Origin of the sequence: Aurantiacibacter gilvus (genome assembly GCF_038289935.1) — a bacterium.
Lineage (GTDB): Bacteria > Pseudomonadota > Alphaproteobacteria > Sphingomonadales > Sphingomonadaceae > Alteraurantiacibacter > Alteraurantiacibacter gilvus.
On record NZ_JBBYHV010000001.1, the window covers coordinates 533,076 to 553,383 of the forward strand.

Consider the following 20,308-nt stretch of genomic DNA (forward strand, 5'->3'; position numbering starts at 1 on the left):
TATCACGATTCGCGGAAAATCAGAAAACAGGTTCGTAGCCGGGAGGCAGGTCGCCGTCCTTGTTCTCCGGATTGTTGGGCGAGTGGATGCCACATTCGGTCTTGTCCCAACCGCGCCAGCGGCCCGCGCGCGGGTCTTCGCCGGGCAGGACGGTGCTGGTGCAGGGAGAACAGCCGATCGACGGGTAGCCGCGCGATTCCAGCGGGTGACGGGGCAGGTCGTGTTCGGCGAACCAGGCTTCGAGATCGTCCTTGGTCCAGTCGCCGAGCGGGTTGATCTTCATCCGCCCGTCCTCGATTTCGAACCGTGGCAGGTTCTGGCGAGTGTGCGACTGGAAGGCCTTGCGGCCCGAAATCCAGCAGTCGAGGCCCGCCTTGGCGCGGCGCATGGGCTCGACCTTGCGGATCTCGCAGCAGCCATCGGGATCGTAGGACCAGCGCATGCCGGTTTCGTCCTTGGCGGCAAGCACGGCAGGATCGGGCTGGACCACGCTGGCATTGGTGAAGCCGAGCAGCTCGATCACCTGCTCACGGTAGGCAAGGGTCTCGTCGAACATTTTCAACGTGTCGACGAAGATGACCGGCACGTCCTTGTTGGCCTGGGCAATCAGGTGCAGCAACACGACGGCCTCGGTCCCGAAGCTGGAGACCACGCCCACGCGGCCGAGGGTATCTTCCGCCAGCAGTTCGCGCAGCATGTCCGGCGCAGGAACGCCTTCGAAGCGCGCGTTCAGCGCGTCGGCATCCGCCTGCGTGAAGGCTGGTCCGGTGTCGATGCGATCGACTTCCCTGGCAATCTTGCGAGCGGCCTCAGCCATGCCGGAGCTTCCAGATGGGCGTGCTCGCATCGGCGGCTGACTGATAGACTTCTGGCAGGATACCCAAGGCCTTCTGCGCCGCAGCCTCGTCGAGCCAGCGATCCGGCGCAAAAGAGTCAATGCCGCAGCGACGCATATAGGCCAGTTGGTCTACAAGTACGTCGCCTACGGCGCGCAGTTCGCCGGTATAGCCATGCTCACGCAGCAGTCGGGCCGCGGAGTAGCCGCGACCGTCGGTGTAGCTGGGGAAGTTGACCTCCACCAGGCGCAGGCGGCCCAGGTGCGGCAGCAGGTCGCGGGTGTCATCGCCGGGTTCGATGCGCACGGCATCGGCGTCGGCCTGGTCGAGGAAGGAATCCACGGTCACGGCAGCCACGTCAGCCTGCTCGTCATCGCGGAAGCGGAACTGGACCTCGTCGCGGCCGGTGCCCAAATCCGTCACATCGGGATCGAAATCAGCCATAAAGCGCCTCCTTGAACGGCTCCATGCCGATGCGGCGGTAGGTATCGAGGAAGCGCTCGCCGTCCGCGCGCTGTGCCAGATAGAGATCGGTGACTGTTTCCACCGCGTTGACGATGCCTGCCTCGTCGAATCCGGGGCCGGTGATCTTGGCGAGTGAGACGTCTTCCGCCTCGCTGCCGCCGAGCAACAGCTGGTAGTTCTCGGTGCCTTTGCGGTCGACGCCGAGGATGCCGATGTGGCCGGCGTGGTGATGTCCGCAGGCGTTGATGCAGCCGGAAATCTTCAGCTTCAGTTCGCCCAGGACGTCACCCTTGCCAGTCTCGTCGAAGCGCTCCGAAATCTTCTGCGCGACAGGGATCGAGCGGGCATTGGCAAGACTGCAATAGTCGAGGCCGGGGCAGGCGATGATGTCGCCCACCTGGTCGAGGTTGGGCGTGCCGAGGCCAGCAGCCTCCAGCTTCTGCCAGACCTCATAGAGCTTGCCGATCTCGACATGCGGCAGGATCACGTTCTGCGCATGGGTGACGCGGCATTCGTCGAAAGAGTATTCCTTCGCGATGTCCGCCATCAGGTGCATCTGTTCTGCCGATGCGTCGCCCGGAATGCCGCCAACCGGCTTCAGGCTGATCGCCGCAGAGACATAACCCGGCACCTTGTGAGGGGAGCAGTTGCGGTCGATCCACAGGGCGAATTCGGGGTCCGAACGGTCAGCCTTTTCCGACAGTCCCGTGGCGAATTCCGGCTGCTGGAAGAAGCTGCGGATACGGTCCAGCTCGGCCAGCGGCGGCTCGACGCCCTGGTCCAGCAGGTGGGCGAATTCTTCTTCCACCTGGCGGGTGAATTCCTCCGCACCGGTTTCGTGGACGAGGATCTTGATCCGCGCCTTGTACTTGTTGTCGCGGCGTCCGTGGCGGTTGTAGACGCGCAGCACGGACTCGGCATAGGTCACCAACTGGTCCAGCGGCACGAATTCACGGATGCACGGTGCGATCATCGGGGTGCGGCCCATGCCGCCACCGACATAGAAGGCCGCGCCCAGTTCGCCAGCTTCGTTCTTCACGATGTTGATGCCGATATCGTGCAGGCGCATGGCTGCCCGGTCCTGCTCGGAAGCGATCACGGCGATCTTGAACTTGCGCGGCAGGAACGCGAATTCCGGGTGGAAGGTCGACCACTGGCGCAACAGCTCGGCATAGGGGCGCGGGTCCACCACTTCGTCCGCGGCCGCACCGGCGTACTGGTCGGAAGATATATTGCGGATGCAGTTGCCGCTGGTCTGGATGGCATGCATCTCGACCTTGGCGAGATCGGCCAGCAGGTCCGGCGTCTCTTCCAGCTTGATCCAGTTGTACTGGATGTTCTGCCGCGTGGTGAAGTGGCCGTAGCCGCGATCGTACTTGTCGGCGATGTCGGCCAGGGCGTGCATCTGGCGGCTGCTCAGCGTGCCATAGGGCACGGCGACGCGCAGCATGTAGGCGTGCAACTGCTGGTAGAGCCCGTTCTGCAAGCGCAGCGGCTTGAACTGGTCCTCCGTCATCTTGCCGTCGAGGCGGCGTTGAACCTGGTCGCGGAACTGTTCCACGCGGGCTTGGACCATGGCCTGGTCGTGTTGGTCGTATTGGTACATGTCAGATCACCCAGTCCCAGCCGACTTTCTCGGCTGCAGGTACGGCAAGGTCGGGACGCACCGTGGGGCCGAGGGCGCGCACGCGGTCCTTGATGTGAGCCGGGCGCGGGCCGTCCGGCGTTTCTTCGGCATCGATGGCATAGGCATCGTTCACCCGGCGCGCGGCGCTTTCGGTGGCGAGAATGGTTTCGGCTTCATCGCCGGCGTCGGCGGCATCGCCGATATGGATCGACCAGCCGTTGCCGGTCCACCACAAGACAGCGCCGGAACGCAGGTCGTTCCCGGTCAGGATTTTCACGAAGCTTTCTCCTCGAGCATCTGGGAGAGCACGGTGTCCGCCCGCGCGGTAACCGTGCCGATGATGATCAGGGCAGGGCTCTTGACCGCGTGGTGTTCCACGAGGTCGGGCAGGCCCGCCAGCGGACCGCGCAGCACGCGCATGTTGGTGCGGCAGGCGTTTTCGACCACCGCAAGGGGCATGTCGGGGGCAAGGCCGTCCGCCATCAGCTTTTCAGCGATACCGGGCGCGGTCTTCACGCCCATGTAGATGACCAACGTGCGACCCTGGCCCGCCAGGCCGGCCCAATTCTGTTCCGCCAATCCCTTGCACTGGCCAGCGACGAAGCTGACAATGCTGGCGTCTTCGCGGTGGGTAAGGGCGATGCCGCTGGCCGCTGCTGCGCCATTGGCGGCAGAAATGCCGGGGACGACTTGGCAAGGCACGCCAGCAGCCAGTGCGGCTTCCATTTCCTCGCCGCCGCGACCGAAGATGAAGGGATCCCCGCCTTTCAGCCGTACGACATCGTGTCCGGACTGTGCCTCTCGCACCAGCAGGGCGTTGATCTGGTCTTGCGGCAGGGTGTGCCTGGCGCGGCTCTTGGCCACCGACACCAACTTGGCATCGGGCCGCGCGAGGGCGAGGATTGCCGGATCGACCAGCCCGTCATGCACGATCAGGCGCGCGCGTTCGATCAGCCGCGCGGCGCGCAGCGTTAGCAAGTCCGGATCGCCCGGACCTGCGCCGACAAGGTGGATGGTGCCAGTTTTCATGCTGCGAAAATGCCTGTCAGGCAGGGTCATCGCCAGCGAGAATGGTTTGTCAGGGGCCTAGGTCAGCTTTAGCCGCCAGGGGCCGCCGCCTTGCAGAGTGCCTCAGTCGACGAGCAGGAGCAGCACGCCAAGCATGGCGTGAACCGGCCAGAACCAGACGATGTTACGGGTGTAGATGACGGCGGACAGCAGACCGAAGGCCACCGCGCTGCCCAGCAGCACTCCTCCGATCGCCTCGAACCCGATGCCTGCAAGCCTGGCAACGCCGATATGGACCAGCAGGACGATCGCTCCCAGGACGATGAGAGCGAGCTTGCGCGACCAGCCTCCTGACAGCAGGGCCAACAAGGTTCCGAGGGCGAGGTCCAGGAAGAACAGCTGCGCGAAGCGGTCTGCCCGGTCAACCGAGAGCATCCTGGCTGCGAGATCAGGCAGGTCTTCCCAGGCGCCGCGCCCTGACAGGTAGGCTGCCAGGGCAATCAACGCCAACGCCACACCTCCCGCAAGCGAGCGTAACAGGCCATTGACCGGCATCATGGCAGCGGCCGGGCTGCGCTGGGCGATCAGGTAGATCACCAGCGGCATGAAGATCAGCAACTGGTTGAGCGCTGCGTCCAGCGGATCGCTGTCCGGCAACAGCAAGCCCTGGTTCTCCAGCAATTGCAGGACGGCCGCGCCGATCATGGCCAGCACGAACAGGCCCAGTTGCATGACCCGGTGCTTGGGCGAGTATTCGCGCGCAGCAGGGATGGATTCGGGATGCAACAAGGCTGCCAGCCATACCAGCACCGCTGCCGCCGCGTAGGCGGTAACTATCCCGAGATAGTGCGACATGGGTTCCCCTATTGCCCAAAGGGGTTACCAAGCCGTGCATGGATTGCGAAATGAACTTATCGAATGAGGTCAGCTTTTCGTGGAATCGTTACCCATTCTCTGACTTATTGCTGCGACGAGCTGCCCGAATTGATCGTTATTACGCAAGTTTATGTCGCGTTGCGGGAACGGGATCTCAACGCCATTCTCGGCAAACAGGTGCCAGATGCGTTTGTAGACGTCGGAACGGATGTTGCTCATCCCCTCTTCCGGGTCCTGGATCCAGAACCGCACTTCGAGGTCGACCGAACTGTCGCCGAAGCCCATGATGTTCACGCGCGGCTTGGGGAAGGCGAGGATACGCGGGGTTTCTTCCACGGCCTTGTAGAGCAGCTCTTCCACCAGCGTGAGGTCGGACCCGTAAGATACGCCCACCGGGGCTCTCACGCGGACGTCCTTCGAGCTGTAGGACCAGTTGACCACCTGGTTGACCATCAGGTTTTCGTTCGGGATCAAGTATTCGGTCTGATCGCGCGTGACCACGGATATGGCGCGGATGCCGATCTTGCGGATCTGCCCGAAGCTTTCGTTTCCTGCCTGGTCCGCCACCGAGATGACGTCGCCCGGCTTGATTGACTTGTCCATCAACAGGATGATCCCGGCAATCAGGTTGCCGAAGGTCTTCTGCAGGCCGAAACCGATGGCGAGGCCGAAGGCACCGGAGAAGACTGCCAGGGCGGTCAAGTCGATCCCCAGCACGTCGATGCCGATCAGGAAGGCCGCCGCCCAGATCACGATGGTGGAGATCTTTTCCGCCAGCAGCCGCTGCGAGCCGTCGAGCTTGGTAGCGCGGCGCAAGGCCAAGCGGAACAGCCGGGTCGTGATCATGGTGAAGGCGATGACCAGCAGGATCACACTGATTACCACGACCGCGTCCCACAGGGACACGCGCATGGAGCCGATTCCCAGCGCCCATGAATCGAATGTCCGGATCACGTCACCGAAAGTCTCGCTGCGTTCGACCACGGCATCGCGGAAGTCATCGGCCGTGGAGATGGCAGTGGCCGCACTTTCGTCGGCCCCGCTTGTCGCGGGGGCCTGCGGGATTGCCATCAGCGGTTCGCCGGTCTCCGGGTCGATCATCGGCTCGCCGGTCACCGGGTCGAGCATGGGGACCGGATCAGGAGCTGGCACGCCCATCAACTGTTCACCCGTTTCGGGATTGAGCAGGGGCTCGCGCGTTGCCGGGTCCAGCAGCGGCACGGCGTCCGGATTGGGCTCGGCGGTCTCGGTCGCGCTGGGCGAAGGCGTCGGTGCGCTGGGTATCATGTTTCTCTCATCGCATCGAGACCCCGGGCGAGGTCGGCTGTCAGGTCACCTGCATCCTCTAACCCGATCGACAGCCGGACTCCAAGCCCGCTGCCGCTATCAATGCCTGGCGGCCATGCGCGCAGGGTGTGGACCGGGGTCGGATCGAAGGGGATGGCGAGGCTTTCGTACCCGCCCCAGCTGAAGCCGATCCCGAACAGGTCAAGCGCATCGATCAGCCGCGCGCGGGCTGCCACGTCCAAGCCCTCGGCGAGGACGAAGCTGAACAGGCCGCAGCCTCCCGAAAAGTCTCGCTGCCACAGTTCATGATCGCGGGTGCCGGGCAACATGGGGCAAAGCACGGCAGAAATTTCCGGCCGACTTTCCAGCCACTTGGCCACCTCAAGTGCACTTGAGGTCGATCTTTCGAGCCGCAAGGGCATGGTCCGCAGTCCGCGCAAGGCGAGTGCAGCGTCATCGGGCGAGACGACCTGTCCCATGAACTGCGCCTGCCGCCGGATGCGATTGATGACCGGTTTGGCAGCAGTCGCGCAGCCCATCATCATGTCGGAATGGCCGCCGACGTGCTTGGTGAGGCTCATCACCGAGACATCGCAACCGCGCTCAAGCGCCGGGAAGCCGAGCGAGGTGGCCCAGGTATTGTCGATCACTGACAATACGCCATGCTGGCGCGCAATCGCCGCGAGGGCGGGTATGTCGCATACTTCCATGGTCAGGCTGCCGGGACTTTCGAGCAGCACGGCCTTGGTGTTTGGGCCGATCATCGCAGCCAGGTTTTCTGGCTCCAGCGGGTCGAAAGGCTTTGCCGTGATGTCGAACTGCTTGAGCATGCCGAGCGCGATATTGCGCGAAGGCTCATAGGCGTTGTCGGTGACCAGCAATTCGTCTCCGGGGCGCAGGATCGCGAGCAGGGTGCAGGCGATGGCGGCAACACCGCTTGGGAAGAGTTCGGTTCCGTCCGCGTGCGGCTCCAGTTCGGTCAGGGCTTCGGCCAGTGCCCATTGCGTCGGGCCGCCGCGGCGCCCGTAGTAGAAGTGCCCGTCCTCGTTCGGACGACCTCCAGCCAGGTCCTTGCTGTCTTCGTAGAGATGCGTGCTGGCGCGCCAGACTGGCGGATTGACCACGCTTCCCGGCTGTCCGGGCGTGCTGGTCCATTCCTTGCGGCGTCCGGCCTCGACCGCGCGGGTGGCTGGCTTGCGGGGCTTGTCGCTCACGCAGCTTCCCCGGTTTCCTTGGGCGTATTGGGGTCGGAACCCCAGTCACTCCAACTGCCGTCATAAAGCGCGCCGTGATCGTGCCCCAGCAGCGAATGGGCGAACAGCAGGACCGATGCGGTCACGCCGCTGCCGCAGCTGGCAGCAAGCGGTTTGTCAGGATCGATCCCCGCCTTGGCAAAGGCCTCGGCAATCTGCGCGGGCGGAAGGAATGTGCCGTCCTCCGCCAGCACATCGCGGAACAGCAGGTGCCGCGCGCCGGGGATGTGGCCGCCGGGGAGGCCATGGACGGTGTCTTCGACCGTGCCGGCAAAGCGTCCGGCATCGCGGGCATCGACAACCTGCTCCACGCAACTTTTGCAGTTGGCGAGCATGTCCGCCTTGCTGCGCACTGCGCCATGACCCCCGGTCGATACGTAATCCGCGGCATCGAAGCTCGCGTGGCCTGTTTCCACCGGACGCCCTTCCGCGACCCATTTCTGCATGCCGCCGTCGAGGATCGTGAATTCCGGGTGGCCGTAAAGGCGGAAGATGAACCACGCCCGCGCCGAGGTGCGCATGTCGCTGTTGTCGTAGAGCACTACGCGGCTGTCAGCGTTTACGCCCAATGCCCCCATCCGCGCCTCGAACTGCGCGCGCGTCGGCAGGGCGGCTGGCACATCGCCTTGCGGATCGACCAGCGCGCCCATCAGGTCCAGGAATCGCGCGCCGGGAATATGCGCCGCCGCATATTCTGCGGCAGGATCGCGGCCGGTACCGGGAAGATGTGCCGATGCGTCAAGGATCACGAGATCGGCTGCGCCCATTTCGGAAGCGAGCCATTCGGTAGTCACGAGCGGTGTCATGCCGCTGGCCTAACCGCTGGCCGTGCGCCCGTAAATGGTCCTTGCGCTTGCGTGTCGGCGCAAGGCAGGCCATTTGGGCGGCCATGAGTGACACACCGTTGCATCTGGGCCAGCAAAGCGCGCTTCCGGCATCGCCCGAAGAGGCGGTGCTCGACTACGTGCCCAACCCGCGCAAGGGCACCCTGTACCTCGTCCGCTTCGCCGCGCCCGAGTTCACCAGCCTGTGCCCGGTAACCGGTCAGCCCGATTTCGCGCACCTCGTGATCGACTATGCGCCGGGTGAGACCATCGTCGAGAGCAAGAGCCTGAAGCTCTTCCTCGGTGCCTTCCGCAATCACAACGGCTTCCACGAAGACGTGACCGTCGGCATCGGCCAGCGATTGTTCGAAGAGTTGCAACCGCAATGGCTGCGCATCGGAGGCTACTGGTATCCGCGCGGAGGCATTCCCATCGACGTGTTTTGGCAAAGCGGCGCCCCGCCCGAAGGCCTGTGGCTGCCGGACCAGGGTGTGGCTTCCTATCGCGGCCGGGGTTGAATCTCCGCGCCAACAATTTCTGGCAATAACCTGGTCCGAATAGGGCCGCGCACAAGACAACGGGAACGGACATTATATGCGTATCGTGATGATCGGCACCGGCTATGTGGGTCTCGTTTCGGGCGCCTGCTTTGCCGATTTCGGCCACGAGGTGGTCTGCGTCGACAAGGACCAGTCCAAGATCGACGCGCTACTGAACGGCGAGATCCCGATCTTCGAGCCGGGCCTCGACGAGCTGGTGGCCAAGAACGTCGCCGCCGGTCGCCTGTCCTTCACGCTCGACCTCGCTGAAGCCCTGCCGGGCACCGACGCGGTCTTCATCGCCGTGGGTACGCCCAGCCGCCGCGGTGACGGCCATGCCGACCTGTCCTATGTCTATGCCGCCGCCAAGGAGATGGCTCCGCTGCTGCCCGATGGCGTAGTGGTGGTCGACAAGTCGACCGTGCCGGTCGGCACCGGCGACGAGGTGGAGCGGATCATTCGCGAGACTGCGCCGGAACTACAGTTCTCGGTCGCCTCCAACCCAGAATTCCTCCGCGAAGGCGCGGCCATCGACGATTTCAAGCGGCCTGACCGCGTGGTGATCGGCGTGAACGACGAACATGCCGAGAAGGTGCTGGCGGAAATCTACCGTCCGCTGACCCGCAACGAGAGCCCGCTGGTCTGCATGAGCAGGCGCGGGGCGGAGCTGACCAAATATGCCGCCAACGCCTTCCTCGCCACGAAGATCGGCTTCATCAACGAGATCGCCGACCTATGCGAGAAGGTGGGCGCCGACGTGCGCGACGTGGCCAAGGGAATTGGCCTCGACAGTCGTATCGGCAACCGCTTCCTTATGCCGGGACCGGGCTACGGCGGCTCGTGCTTCCCCAAGGATACGCTGGCCCTGCTCAAGACCGGACAGGACTACGAAGCGCCGCTGCGGATCGTCGAAAGCGTGGTGGCCAGCAACGACCAGCGCAAGCGTTCGATGGGCCGCAAGGTCATCCAGGCGCTGGGTGGCGGTGAACAGCACGGCAAGACCGTTGCCGTGCTCGGCCTGACCTTCAAGGCAAATACCGACGACATGCGCGACAGCCCGGCTATCTCCATCGTGCAAGCGCTGCAGGATGCTGGCATCACGGTGAAGGCCTACGATCCCGAGGGCATGGACCAGGCCGCCAAGGTGCTGTCGGGCGTCAATTACTGCGGCGATGCCTACGAGGCGCTGGACGGGGCCGATGCCGCCGTAATCGTGACCGAATGGGACACCTTCCGCGCGCTCGACCTCGACCGGGTAAAGGGCCTGCTCAACACGCCCGTGCTGGTCGACCTGCGCAACCTCTACAGCCGGCACGACGTGGAAGAGCACGGCTTTACCTACGTTGCCGTGGGTAGGTAGGGAAATTTTTGTTTTTCGCACCGACCTCTGTCGGTGCGTCCTTGCTCGACGCGCAGCATAGCTGCGCCCGCTGCGGGCGGGCAGTCGCCCTTGCGGTCACTTTCGTGACCGTTTCCAGAACAAGTCTGGCCTGTTGTGAGGGCTTCGGTCGCGACCAGCGACCGACCGCGCAGCCCGCAGTTGCCTCGCAATGAAGGCGTCAGCCGAATGAAGGGATCAGCACCGAGGACGAAGCCGCGCAGGCGGCTTCGCAAAGAAGATGGTGCCGGTTAGAGGATTCGAACCCCTGGCCTGATGATTACAAATCAACTGCTCTACCAACTGAGCTAAACCGGCATGCCGCATGGGCGGGCTGACCCTTTGGTCGAAAGCCCCGCCGTTGGCAAGTGGTCGAGATTCACTGCCAAGTGGCAGTAGGAATTGCCCCCGGAATGTGTATCTAAGGTCTTGGGACGGAAGGAGCGCGTAATGGATTCCCGGACGAGAGACCAACTGATCTACGAAGCCAATCGCAAGTCGACTGGCGTTTCCTACCTCTTGTGGTTTTTCCTGGGCGGATTCGGCGCGCACCGCTTTTACCTTGGCCAGACCGGGACGGCTGTTGCCCAGCTGTTGCTCGGCCTGCTCGGCTGGCTGCCGCTGTTCCTCGGCTGGGCCGTGCTGGGCATCTGGCTGCTGGTCGACGCCTTCCTGATTCCTGGCATGGTGCGCGACGAGAACCTCAAGACCATCAACCAGATGGGCGGCGGTCCGGATCGCCAAGAGAACGAGCGACTTGCTGCCCCGCCGTCGGAGCCGCCGCGTTCGTTCGATCCGCGTGTCGAGGAAATCCGCGAGATGCGTCGCCGCTGATTTCCGCCCTCACGGCACCCCGAAAGTCCAGCCTTCGGTGCGGGCCACCTGTCGCGTCATTCCCTTTGGAGACCACAGTTCGGGCCGGTGCGCGTTGGCGCGCATCCATGCGGCTGTCAGCAGGGCGTCGGACGAATGGTCGTCGATTGTGCCTGATCTGCCCAGCGGCGGGCTGCCGAGAGCGACCAGCGCCGCGTCCAGTTCTTCGCGCGTCTTGATCTTGGCCGTGGCTGCCGTGCGACCGGCTGCCAGCGCGGCGATAGAGGTGTAGATCTCGGCAATCACCGGTCCGGTTTGCGGCAGCGGATCGACCGGCCAGACCGACAGGTGATCGCGCAAACGGTGCAGCACGCGCATGCCGGTAAGGCTCGACTTGCCGACCTGCGAGGCGCCCACCAGCTTGAAGTTGCTCGTCGGGCGCAGGCCGAAGGCAGCCTGCTCATGCTCGGCCACGCGCAGGCGGCCGTTCTTGTGCGCGGCACCGTCACAACCGAAATGTTCGCCCTTGCGGGTGCCGTGGTGGAAATATTCCCCCAGTTCCGGGTGGGTGACAAAGCTGCCGGCGGACAGGTGCTCGTCGGCCAGGCAAACCCGGTCGACCAGTGCCCAGAGTTCTTCGGCATCCTGCGGGCTGTCTGCAAAGCCCGGAAAGAACCTGCCGCAATCCGCAAAGGGAAGCGAGACCCCCAAGTCGACGCCGACAAAGCTGTCGCGCGGCAGTTCGTCACGCAGCACCTCGAGCACTTCGTGCCGCGACCACCCACGTTCGCGCTGGATAAGGACGGGCGGCCCGCCCGCCGCGTCGGCCACGGCCATGGCGATGGATTTATGGTGTTCGCCCTTGGCGCCCGACCAGTCGATGCAGATGTAGTGCGAAAACGCCCTAACCATGGCGTTCGCGGCGCAGCTTTTCCCAGTAGTCGAGCCGCTTGGCGATCTCGCGTTCGAAGCCGCGTTCGACGGGTTCGTAGAAGGTCTGCGGAGCCATCTCTTCGGGCCAGTAGTTGTCGCCCGAAAAGCCTTCATCGGCGTCGTGGTCATAGGCGTAGCCAGCGCCGTAGCCGGCATCCTTCATCAGCTTGGTTGGCGCGTTGACGATGTTCATCGGCGGCATCAGGCTGCCGGTATCGCGCGCGCTGGCGAAGCTTGCTTTCTGCGCCTTGTAGGCGGCGTTCGATTTGGGTGCCGTGGCTAGGTAAATGCAGGCCTGCACCAGTGCCAGCTCGCCTTCGGGAGAGCCGAGGAACTGGTAGGCTTCCTTTGCCGCGATGCACTGCTGCAGCGCCTGCGGATCGGCGAGGCCGATGTCCTCCACCGCCATGCGCACCAGCCGCCGCGCGACGAACAGCGGCTCCTCGCCTGCCACCAGCATCCGCGCCATGTAGTAGAGTGCCGCCTGCGGGTCCGACCCGCGCACGGCTTTGTGCAGGGCGGAGATGAGGTTGTAATGCCCCTCGCGGTCCTTGTCGTAGACCGCCATGCGGCGCTGCAAGAACTGGCCGAGCGCGGCGGGCTCCAGCGGTTCGGGAATGTTTGCGGCGTAAAGCGTTTCGGCCTGGTTGAGCAGGAAGCGGCCGTCGCCATCGGCGCTGGCGATGAGGGCGTCGCGCGCGGCGGCAGTGAGGGGGAGGGGACCTTCCAGCTCTTCCGCCCGGTCAAGCAGCTTGCCCAAGGCTTCGGCGTCGAGGCGGTGCAGGATCAGCACCTGTGCACGGCTGAGCAATGCGGCGTTGAGTTCGAAGCTGGGGTTTTCCGTGGTCGCGCCCACCAAGGTGACGAGGCCGCGCTCGACGAAAGGCAGGAAGCCGTCCTGCTGCGCACGGTTGAAGCGGTGGATCTCGTCCACGAACAGCAAGGTGCGCTGTCCGGCCTTCTGCGCCTGTTCGGCAGCGGCAAAAGCCTTCTTGAGATCAGCCACGCCCGAGAAGACAGCGCTGACGGCTTCGTACCGCATGCCGACCGCATCAGCGAGCAGGCGGGCGATCGAGGTCTTGCCGGTGCCCGGCGGACCCCACAGCACCATGGATGACAGCTTGCCTGCCGCGACCATGCGCCCGATCGCCCCTTCGGGGCCGGTGACATGCTCCTGCCCGATCACCTCGTCCAGCGCGCGCGGTCGCAGGCGGTCAGCCAGCGGAGCATCCTCGCTCACCACGTCGGGCGCGTTCTGCGGTAGGTCATCGGCGAAGAGATCGGCCATGGCAGGCTATGTAGCGCGCTGCGGCGGAAATGCATCCTCCTCTTGTAAGCACTGTTTGAAGATATATCTTAGCCATATCGTGGGACGGATATTGGAGATGGCAAATGGCCAGGAAGAAGAACGATGACAAGGCTTCGCGCAAGTCCGCAAAGGGTGAAGAACGGGCGGAAGACCGCACCGAGGAAGTCCACGAGAACGACAATATCGAGATCGAGATCGAGATCGAAACCGATCCAGACAGCGACGACGACAACGTCCACGATGGACCGTGGGGCGACAAGGGCGTGTTTGGCGCCGATGGCCCCTTTGGTTCCAAGGGGCCGTTCGGTCCGGAAGGTCCGTTTGGTCCGGGCGGCCTGTTTGGTCCAGGCGGACTGTTCGGGCAGGGCGGCAAGCGTCATCGCCGCCGTGGCCGGGTGCACATGGGGCCGGGGGTCCCGCGCGACGAGCGCGGCCCACGGCGTCGCGAACGGATGTTCGGTTCGGGTGAACTGCGCCTCGTCCTGCTGGCGCTGATCACTGAGGAACCGCGCCACGGCTATGACTGCATCAAGGCGCTGGAAGAGGCCACCGACGGTGCCTATGCGCCGAGTCCCGGCGTTGTCTACCCGACGCTGCAGATGCTGCTCGACGAGGGCATGATCGCCGAACAGGCGAGCGAGGACAGCCGCAAGGTCTACGAGGCCACCGACGCCGGCAAGGCCGAGCTGGAAGAGCACAAGGACGAGATCGAGGAACTGCTCGAACGCCTCGGCCGCCGTGCCAAGCGGGCCAATGCCGCCAAGTCTTCGGACATGATGCGCGCCATGGGTAACCTTGCTTCGGTGCTGGCCAATCGCGCCAAGCGCGGTGGGTTCGACAGCGCCAGTCGCGAGAAGATCGTCGACCTGATCGACGAACTCGCGCGCAAGATCGAGCGGCTCTGATCCGCTGCTATACTGACACCTTCCCCTGATCTCGGTCGGGGGAGGGTGTCATGCCATTCTCAGCACTTCTTCCGCGCTGCGATGATGCGCAGGTAGGTATCGGCCACGGCGCCGTTGATCGTATCCCAATCGAACAGGTCCGCGCGCCTTGCGCCGGCCTCGCCGTGGGCTTGCCGCAGGGCCGGGTCGGCGGCGTAAGCGGCCAGCTTGTCGGCATAGGCGCCGATATCGCGCGGCGATACGAGGTGTCCGGTCTCACCTTCGATGACCAGGCTGGACGCGCCGGTCGCGTCGGCCGCGACCACGGGCACGCCGCATGCCATGGCCTCAAGTGTCACGTTGCCGAATGTCTCGGTGACGGAGGGATTGAGGAGTACGTCCATGCCCGCCACTGCGCGGCCCAGATCCTCGCCCTGCTGGAAGCCGGCGAACTTCGCTTCGGGGACCTTGTCCCTGAAGAAGTCTTTTGCGGGACCCTCGCCGATCACCAGCACCTGGTGCGGAACTTGGCGATTGCGCAACTCCACCATGGCCTCGGCAAAGATGTCGATGCCCTTTTCCAGCACCAGTCGGCCGAGGAAGCCGACGGCCATCTCGTCATCGCCGATGCCCAGCGAACGCCGCCATTCGAGGTCGCGCCGTGCAGGCGTGAAGACGTGCCGGTCCACGCCGCGTGACCAGGTGCCGATGTCGTGGTGCATGTCCTGCTCGCGCAGTTCCTCGATCATGCTGGCAGATGGCGCGACGATGGCATCGCAGCGGTGGTAGAACCGCCGCAGGATGGCGACGAAGGCAGGCTCGATGAAGCCAAAGCCGTAATAGCGCGGATAGGTCTCGAACCGCGTGTGCACGCTGGCGAGCACCGGGATGTCGTGCGCCCGCGCCCAGGTGAGCGCGCGGTGGCCGGCCACGTCCGGGCTGGAGATGTGTACGATGTGCGGATCGAACTCTTCGAGGTTGGCCTTGATCCTGGAATAGAGCCCGGTGGAGAACTGGTACTCCGCGCGGCCCGGGATCGGCACCGACGGCAGGCTGACCAGCTCCCCGGCAGGCTCGAAGGCAGGCGTATCGGTGGTCGGCGAATAGACGCGCACCTGCGCACCCTGCCGCAGCAGGTAATCGACCAGGCGGTTGAGCGCCTGGTTCGCGCCGTCGCGGACATAGTTGTAGTTGCCGCTGAACAGCGCCACGCGAAGATCGGACACTTTCATTTGGGCATTCACTTAGTCAACAAGTCGGCACTTGGCGAGAGGGGCAAAGGCGGGTCCCGCCAAGTGCAGTAATCGCTCAGCTGTCCTGTGACGACCGCTTGGCCCGCTTGCGCTCGTGCGGGTCGAGGTGGACCTTGCGCAGGCGGATGGACTGCGGGGTCACTTCCACGATCTCGTCGTCACCGATGTAGGCGATGGCCTGTTCCAGCGTCATCTTGCGCGGCGGGGTGAGGCGGATGCCTTCGTCCTTGCCGCTGGCGCGGAAGTTGGTCAACTGCTTCGACTTGAGCGGGTTGACCTCGAGGTCTTCGGGCTTGGCGTTCTCGCCGATGATCATGCCCTGGTAGAGCTTCTCGCCGGGGCTCACGAACAGCACGCCGCGTTCCTCGATGGTGTTGAGGGCGTAGGCCATGGCCTCGCCCTGTTCCATCGAGATCAGCACGCCGTTCTGGCGACCGGCGATCTTGCCCTTGTGCGGGCCGTAGCTGTCGAACAGGCGGTTCATGATGCCGGTGCCGCGCGTGTCGGACAGGAATTCACCGTGATAGCCGATCAGGCCGCGGCTAGGGGCGATGAAGGTGAGGCGGGTCTTGCCGGCGCCACTGGGGCGCATTTCGGTCATCTCGGCCTTGCGCTGTGCCATCTTCTCGACAACCGTGCCGGAGAATTCGTCGTCCACGTCGACGACGACGGTCTCGTAGGGCTCCAGCTTTTGGCCGTTTTCCTCGCGATAGAGCACGCGCGGACGGCTGATCGACAGTTCGAAGCCCTCACGACGCATGGTCTCGATCAGCACCCCAAGCTGCAATTCACCGCGTCCGGCGACTTCGAAGGCGTCCTTGCCCGCGCTTTCGGTGATTCGGATGGCGACATTGCCTTCGGCTTCGCGCTCCAGTCGTTCGCGGATCACGCGGCTCTGCACCTTGTCGCCTTCGCGGCCCGCGTAGGGGCTGTCGTTGACGGCAAAGGTCATCGACAGGGTCGGCGGGTCGATCGGCGAGGCATAGATCGGTGTGGAGACGTGCGGGGCGCACAGGGTGTTCGACACCGTGGCATCGGTGAGGCCGGCGATGGCGACGATATCGCCTGCCTTGGCGTGCAGCACGGGCTCGCGGTCCAGCCCGTTGTAGGCGAAGACCTTGGTGGCACGGCCGCTCTCGACCAGGTTGCCGTTCACGTCCAGCGCCTTGATCGGCATGCCCACTTCCAGGCGGCCGCTTTCGATGCGGCCCGTCAGGATACGGCCGAGGAAGGCGTCGCGATCGAGCAGGGTGGCCAGCATGGCGAAGTCGCCGTCGGGATCGAGGTCCGGCTCGGGCACGTGGCTGACGATCAGGTTGAACAGCGGCAGCAGGTTGCCTTCGCGGGCTTCGGGGTCTTCGCTGGCATAGCCGGCTCGGCCCGAGGCGTAGAGCACCGGAAAGTCGAGCTGTTCGTCGTTGGCGTCAAGGTTGACGAACAGGTCGAAAATTTCATCCAGCACTTCACTGGCGCGGGCGTCCTGGCGATCGATCTTGTTGACCACCACGATGGGCTTCAGGCCCAGGCCCAGCGCCTTGCCGGTGACGAACTTGGTCTGTGGCATCGGCCCTTCGGCAGCGTCGACCAGCAGGATGACGCCGTCGACCATCGACAGGATGCGCTCCACCTCGGCGCCGAAGTCGGCGTGGCCAGGGGTGTCGACGATGTTGATGCGGTAGGAATGCTGGCCGCCCTCGGGCTTCCACTCAACCGAGGTCGGCTTGGCGAGGATGGTGATCCCGCGTTCCTGTTCCAGCTCGTTGGAGTCCATGGCGCGTTCCTCCACGCGCTGGTTCTCGCGGAAGGTGCCGGACTGGCGGAAGAGCTGGTCGACAAGGGTGGTCTTGCCGTGGTCGACGTGGGCGATGATCGCCACGTTGCGAAGAGGGGCGGACATAAGTTCTAGGTTCCTGGGGCAGGTGCGGGTTGGTTGGCAGCACATCATGCTGCACCTGCGAATTGGCGCGCCGATAGCCGATGACGGCCTTGCCCGCAAGTTGGTCTGGTCGTTGCGAGCTTTACGTAATGGTGAGACTCCTCCCTGTTGCGCCATTGCTACACAGGCGGTTTCTTCCGTAACCGCCACAGCTAAGCGCGATTGTGCTAATGATTTGCGACGAGTAACGTCGCCAGGCCTATGAGAGGTCGCTTGTAGTCCGCAGAAGCCGTCAAAAAAATAGCACGCGGCGCGGGCTCCGAGGGAGAGATGGAGAAATCAATGACCAGCAAGTCTGCCGGCCTGGCCGGTTTTTCGCGCAATTTCCTGTGCGGCGCAGCCGCCATTGCCCTTTTCGCCCCTGTTGCAGCATTCGCGCAGGATAGTGCCGAGGACGAAGTCGACACTTCGAACCAGGGCAACAATATCGTCGTCACCGCGACCAAGCGCGAGCAGACGCTGCAGGAAGTTCCTGTCGCCGTCTCGGTGACCACAGCCGAAACGCTCGAGCGTGACCAGATCCGCGACATCCGCGACCTGCAGACCGTCGTGCCGTCGCTGACCGTCGGCCAGCGCCAGTCGTCGGCCAACACCGGCTTCTTCATCCGCGGCTTCGGCAACGGCGCGAACAACGCCGGTATCGAACCTTCGGTCGGCGTGTTCATCGACGGCGTTTATCGCAGCCGCACCGCCAGCTCGATCTCGGACCTGCCCAACGTGCAGCGTATCGAAGTGCTGCGCGGCCCGCAGTCGACCCTGTTCGGCAAGAACGCCTCGGCCGGCGTCATCTCGGTCACCACCGAAGAGCCGCAATTTGACTTCGGCGGCAGTGCCGAGTTGACCTATGGCAACTATGATGCCGTGGTCGGCCGTGCCTATGTCACCGGCCCGCTGTCGGACATGGTGGCCGTCAGCGTGGGTGCCGGCATCAACAGCCGGGAAGGCTTCTTCCAAGACCTCGGCACCGGCAACGAAACCAGCAACCGCGATCGCTGGTATGCCCGCGGCCAGGTGCTGATCGACAATGGCACCAACCTCAGCTTCCGGGTGATCGCCGACTACGACAGCATCGACGAAAACTGCTGCGGCGTGGTGAACGTGCAGAACGGCCCGTCAACGGCCGCAATTATCGGCGTGGGCGGTGCAGTCACTGACCCCAACGATCCCTTCGCCGACGTCGTGATCAACAATTTCGATTCGACCAACGACATCAAGAACTGGGGCGTGTCCGGCCAGCTGGACTGGGACATCGGTGATTTCACCTTCACCTCGATCACGGCCAGCCGCACGACCGAAGCCGTGACCTTCCAGGACTCGGACTTCTCCAGTGCCGACCTGATCTACCCGAACTCGCAGGACCTGGAGATCGACACCTTCACGCAGGAATTCCGCCTCACCGGTTCGATCGGTGATCGCGTCGACCTGCTGCTCGGTGCCTTCTACATCAATGAAGACGTCACCCAGTCGAACCAGCTGCTCTATGGTGAAGACTTCCGCAACTATGCCAACCTGCTGGTTGGCAACCTGTCGGGCGGCGCTTTCGTCCTGGCACCGTCTCCGCTGTTCCCGACTGCCACGCCGCTGGAGCAGGTCTTCAGCGCCAGCTTCGGCCAGAACTACGTCGGAACCTTCTTCAACCAGGGCCAGGGCTTCAACGAAGCCTACACGCTGGACTCGGAGGCCTTCTCGCTGTTCGGCCAGGTCGATATCGAGCTGGTTGACGGCCTGGTGCTGACGCTGGGCGGCAACTACACCGACGACAGCAAGCGCTTCACGCAGGAAGCGGTTTCGACCGACGTGTTCTCGTCGATCGACTTCGACGCCCCGCAGCTTGCGCCGTTCCGCGGGCAGGTGCTGACGCAGGGTGCCATTGCCACGGCGGTGGGTGACGCACTGGGGCTTGGCCGCCTGGCCACCGCCGCGGAAGTGACCGCGTTCGCAACGGGCACCAGCCCGGCTGGCGCTGCCGGTGCCGCTGCCTTCCCGACCATCCAGGCCGGGGCGATCGCCTTTGCCAATGCCAACGTCAACAACCCGCTGGCCAACCCGCTGAACCCGCTGCGCGCGCTGCAGTTCCTGCCGCCATTCCTCGGTGTTCCCAACGCGGTCGAGCCGGGCGAGACGAACGACGACAACTTCAGCTACACCGTCCGCCTTGCCTACGATGTCACGCCTGACGTGAACGTCTACGCAAGCTATGCAACCGGCTTCAAGGCAAGCTCGATCAACCTGTCGCGCGACGCCCGTCCGTCGCTGGCAGACCGACCTGCCATTATCGCTGCCGGCCTCGACCTGCCGAACCAGACCTACGGTTCGCGGTTTGCCGGACCGGAAGAGTCGACCGTCATGGAAGTCGGCATCAAGGCCAACTTCGATGTCGCTTCCTTCGCGCTGACCGTGTTCGACCAGGAGATCGAGGGCTTCCAGTCCAACATCTTCACCGGCTCGGGATTCGTGCTCGCCAACGCCGGCAGCCAGTCGACCTTCGGTGTCGAATTCGAAGGCAGCCTGTTCCCGACCGACGGCCTGACGCTGAACGGGGCGGTGACCTATCTCGATCCGCAGTTCGACAGCTTCCTGCAGTCGGCCCAGGGCGACATTTCGGGTACCGTGCCTTCGGGCATCCCCGAATGGACCGTTATCCTGGGTGCGCAGTACGAAGCCGATCTCGGCAACGCCATGCTGATCCCGCGCGTCAACTACCTGTGGACGAGCGAATTCCAGCTGGTCGAGGGCCTGCCGGCCTTCGCCGTGCGTGGCCCCGACGGCTCGATCGTAGATGGCCAGCCCGCGATCGATGCTGGCCTGCCGTTCACCGGCGAGCAGAGCGACCTCACCGCCTCCCTGACCTACGAGCACGAGAGCGGCGTTTCGATCTCGATCTGGGGCCGCAACCTGCTCGACCACCGGATGCTTGGCACGGTCTTCGACAGCCCGGCCCAGCCGCGCAGCGTCTCGGGCTACCCGAACGATCCGCGCACCTACGGCATCACCGGCCGCTTCCGCTGGTAAGCCGCGCAACCTGGGAAACGGAAAGGGGGCCCGCTGCGGCCCCCTTTTTGTTGCCTGCGGCTGCGGCTAGGAGAG

Annotated in this window: 18 protein-coding genes and 1 tRNA gene; 5 read left to right on the plus strand and 14 right to left on the minus strand. The window is 64.3% G+C overall.

Annotated elements, in window-relative coordinates; translation table 11 throughout:
* Positions 1-19 precede the first annotated feature (19 nt).
* The 9 genes from AAEO60_RS02575 to AAEO60_RS02615 all read right to left on the minus strand — a co-directional run bounded on the left by AAEO60_RS02575 (position 20) and on the right by AAEO60_RS02615 (position 8,158).
* Complete coding sequence (locus AAEO60_RS02575; protein WP_341672085.1) at positions 20-817, minus strand: phosphoadenylyl-sulfate reductase; 798 nt, start codon at positions 815-817, stop codon at positions 20-22.
* Positions 810-1,280 (minus strand): DUF934 domain-containing protein, encoded by a 471-nt coding sequence (locus tag AAEO60_RS02580; protein ID WP_341672086.1) that lies wholly within the window; start codon positions 1,278-1,280, stop codon positions 810-812. Before AAEO60_RS02580 ends, AAEO60_RS02575 begins: the two co-directional genes overlap by 8 nt.
* Entirely contained in the window at positions 1,273-2,907 is a 1,635-nt protein-coding gene (locus AAEO60_RS02585) for a nitrite/sulfite reductase (RefSeq protein ID WP_341672087.1), read from the minus strand. Before AAEO60_RS02585 ends, AAEO60_RS02580 begins: the two co-directional genes overlap by 8 nt.
* A gap of 1 nt (position 2,908) precedes the next feature.
* Positions 2,909-3,205 carry a DUF2849 domain-containing protein gene (locus AAEO60_RS02590; protein ID WP_341672088.1) on the minus strand — a complete coding sequence of 99 codons (297 nt, stop codon included), beginning with the start codon at positions 3,203-3,205 and terminating at the stop codon, positions 2,909-2,911.
* On the minus strand, positions 3,202-3,957 hold the full coding sequence (cobA, locus tag AAEO60_RS02595; RefSeq protein ID WP_341672089.1) for a uroporphyrinogen-III C-methyltransferase: 756 nt from the start codon (positions 3,955-3,957) through the stop codon (positions 3,202-3,204). The genes AAEO60_RS02590 and cobA overlap by 4 nt, the downstream gene beginning before the upstream one ends.
* Positions 3,958-4,059: 102 nt before the next feature.
* The gene (locus AAEO60_RS02600; protein WP_341672090.1) at positions 4,060-4,791 is read right to left on the minus strand and encodes a hypothetical protein; all 732 of its coding nucleotides are present in this window, start codon (positions 4,789-4,791) and stop codon (positions 4,060-4,062) included.
* A 69-nt stretch (positions 4,792-4,860) separates the two neighbouring features.
* A complete protein-coding gene (locus AAEO60_RS02605) occupies positions 4,861-6,099 on the minus strand; it encodes a mechanosensitive ion channel family protein (RefSeq protein ID WP_341672091.1) in 1,239 nt (412 codons plus the stop codon).
* A complete protein-coding gene (metC, locus tag AAEO60_RS02610) occupies positions 6,096-7,313 on the minus strand; it encodes a cystathionine beta-lyase (RefSeq protein ID WP_341672092.1) in 1,218 nt (405 codons plus the stop codon). Before metC ends, AAEO60_RS02605 begins: the two co-directional genes overlap by 4 nt.
* Positions 7,310-8,158 carry a sulfurtransferase gene (locus AAEO60_RS02615; protein WP_341672093.1) on the minus strand — a complete coding sequence of 283 codons (849 nt, stop codon included), beginning with the start codon at positions 8,156-8,158 and terminating at the stop codon, positions 7,310-7,312. Before AAEO60_RS02615 ends, metC begins: the two co-directional genes overlap by 4 nt.
* 83 nt (positions 8,159-8,241) lie before the next feature.
* Between AAEO60_RS02615 and queF the strand changes: the two genes are divergently transcribed.
* The gene (queF, locus tag AAEO60_RS02620; protein WP_341672094.1) at positions 8,242-8,694 is read left to right on the plus strand and encodes a preQ(1) synthase; all 453 of its coding nucleotides are present in this window, start codon (positions 8,242-8,244) and stop codon (positions 8,692-8,694) included.
* 76 nt (positions 8,695-8,770) lie between these two features.
* Positions 8,771-10,075 carry a UDP-glucose dehydrogenase family protein gene (locus tag AAEO60_RS02625; protein WP_341672095.1) on the plus strand — a complete coding sequence of 435 codons (1,305 nt, stop codon included), beginning with the start codon at positions 8,771-8,773 and terminating at the stop codon, positions 10,073-10,075.
* A gap of 260 nt (positions 10,076-10,335) precedes the next feature.
* On the opposite strand, the gene AAEO60_RS02630 is transcribed toward AAEO60_RS02625, so the two are convergent.
* A tRNA-Thr gene (locus tag AAEO60_RS02630) sits at positions 10,336-10,411 on the minus strand.
* Positions 10,412-10,543: 132 nt separating this feature from the next.
* On the opposite strand from AAEO60_RS02630, the gene AAEO60_RS02635 reads away from it, so the two are divergent.
* A complete protein-coding gene (locus AAEO60_RS02635; protein WP_341672096.1) occupies positions 10,544-10,927 on the plus strand; it encodes a TM2 domain-containing protein in 384 nt (127 codons plus the stop codon).
* 9 nt (positions 10,928-10,936) lie between these two features.
* On the opposite strand, the gene AAEO60_RS02640 is transcribed toward AAEO60_RS02635, so the two are convergent.
* Both AAEO60_RS02640 and AAEO60_RS02645 read right to left on the minus strand, forming a co-directional pair.
* The gene (locus AAEO60_RS02640) at positions 10,937-11,818 is read right to left on the minus strand and encodes a hypothetical protein (RefSeq protein WP_341672097.1); all 882 of its coding nucleotides are present in this window, start codon (positions 11,816-11,818) and stop codon (positions 10,937-10,939) included.
* Positions 11,811-13,127, minus strand: a complete 1,317-nt coding sequence (locus tag AAEO60_RS02645; protein WP_341672098.1) for a replication-associated recombination protein A — start codon at positions 13,125-13,127, stop codon at positions 11,811-11,813. Before AAEO60_RS02645 ends, AAEO60_RS02640 begins: the two co-directional genes overlap by 8 nt.
* Before the next feature lie 104 nt (positions 13,128-13,231).
* Here AAEO60_RS02645 and AAEO60_RS02650 point away from each other — a divergent pair, with 104 nt between their 5' ends.
* On the plus strand, positions 13,232-14,053 hold the full coding sequence (locus tag AAEO60_RS02650) for a PadR family transcriptional regulator (protein WP_341672099.1): 822 nt from the start codon (positions 13,232-13,234) through the stop codon (positions 14,051-14,053).
* Positions 14,054-14,112: 59 nt separating this feature from the next.
* Here the strand turns inward: AAEO60_RS02650 and AAEO60_RS02655 are convergent, their stop codons facing one another.
* Together AAEO60_RS02655 and typA are read right to left on the minus strand one after the other, a co-directional pair.
* Positions 14,113-15,264, minus strand: a complete 1,152-nt coding sequence (locus AAEO60_RS02655) for a glycosyltransferase family 4 protein (RefSeq protein ID WP_341672100.1) — start codon at positions 15,262-15,264, stop codon at positions 14,113-14,115.
* 76 nt (positions 15,265-15,340) lie between these two features.
* Positions 15,341-17,182, minus strand: a complete 1,842-nt coding sequence (gene typA / locus AAEO60_RS02660) for a translational GTPase TypA (RefSeq protein WP_341672101.1) — start codon at positions 17,180-17,182, stop codon at positions 15,341-15,343.
* Between the two features lie 321 nt (positions 17,183-17,503).
* Here typA and AAEO60_RS02665 point away from each other — a divergent pair, with 321 nt between their 5' ends.
* Positions 17,504-20,233 (plus strand): TonB-dependent receptor, encoded by a 2,730-nt coding sequence (locus AAEO60_RS02665; protein WP_341672102.1) that lies wholly within the window; start codon positions 17,504-17,506, stop codon positions 20,231-20,233.
* Positions 20,234-20,308: the final 75 nt, after the last annotated feature.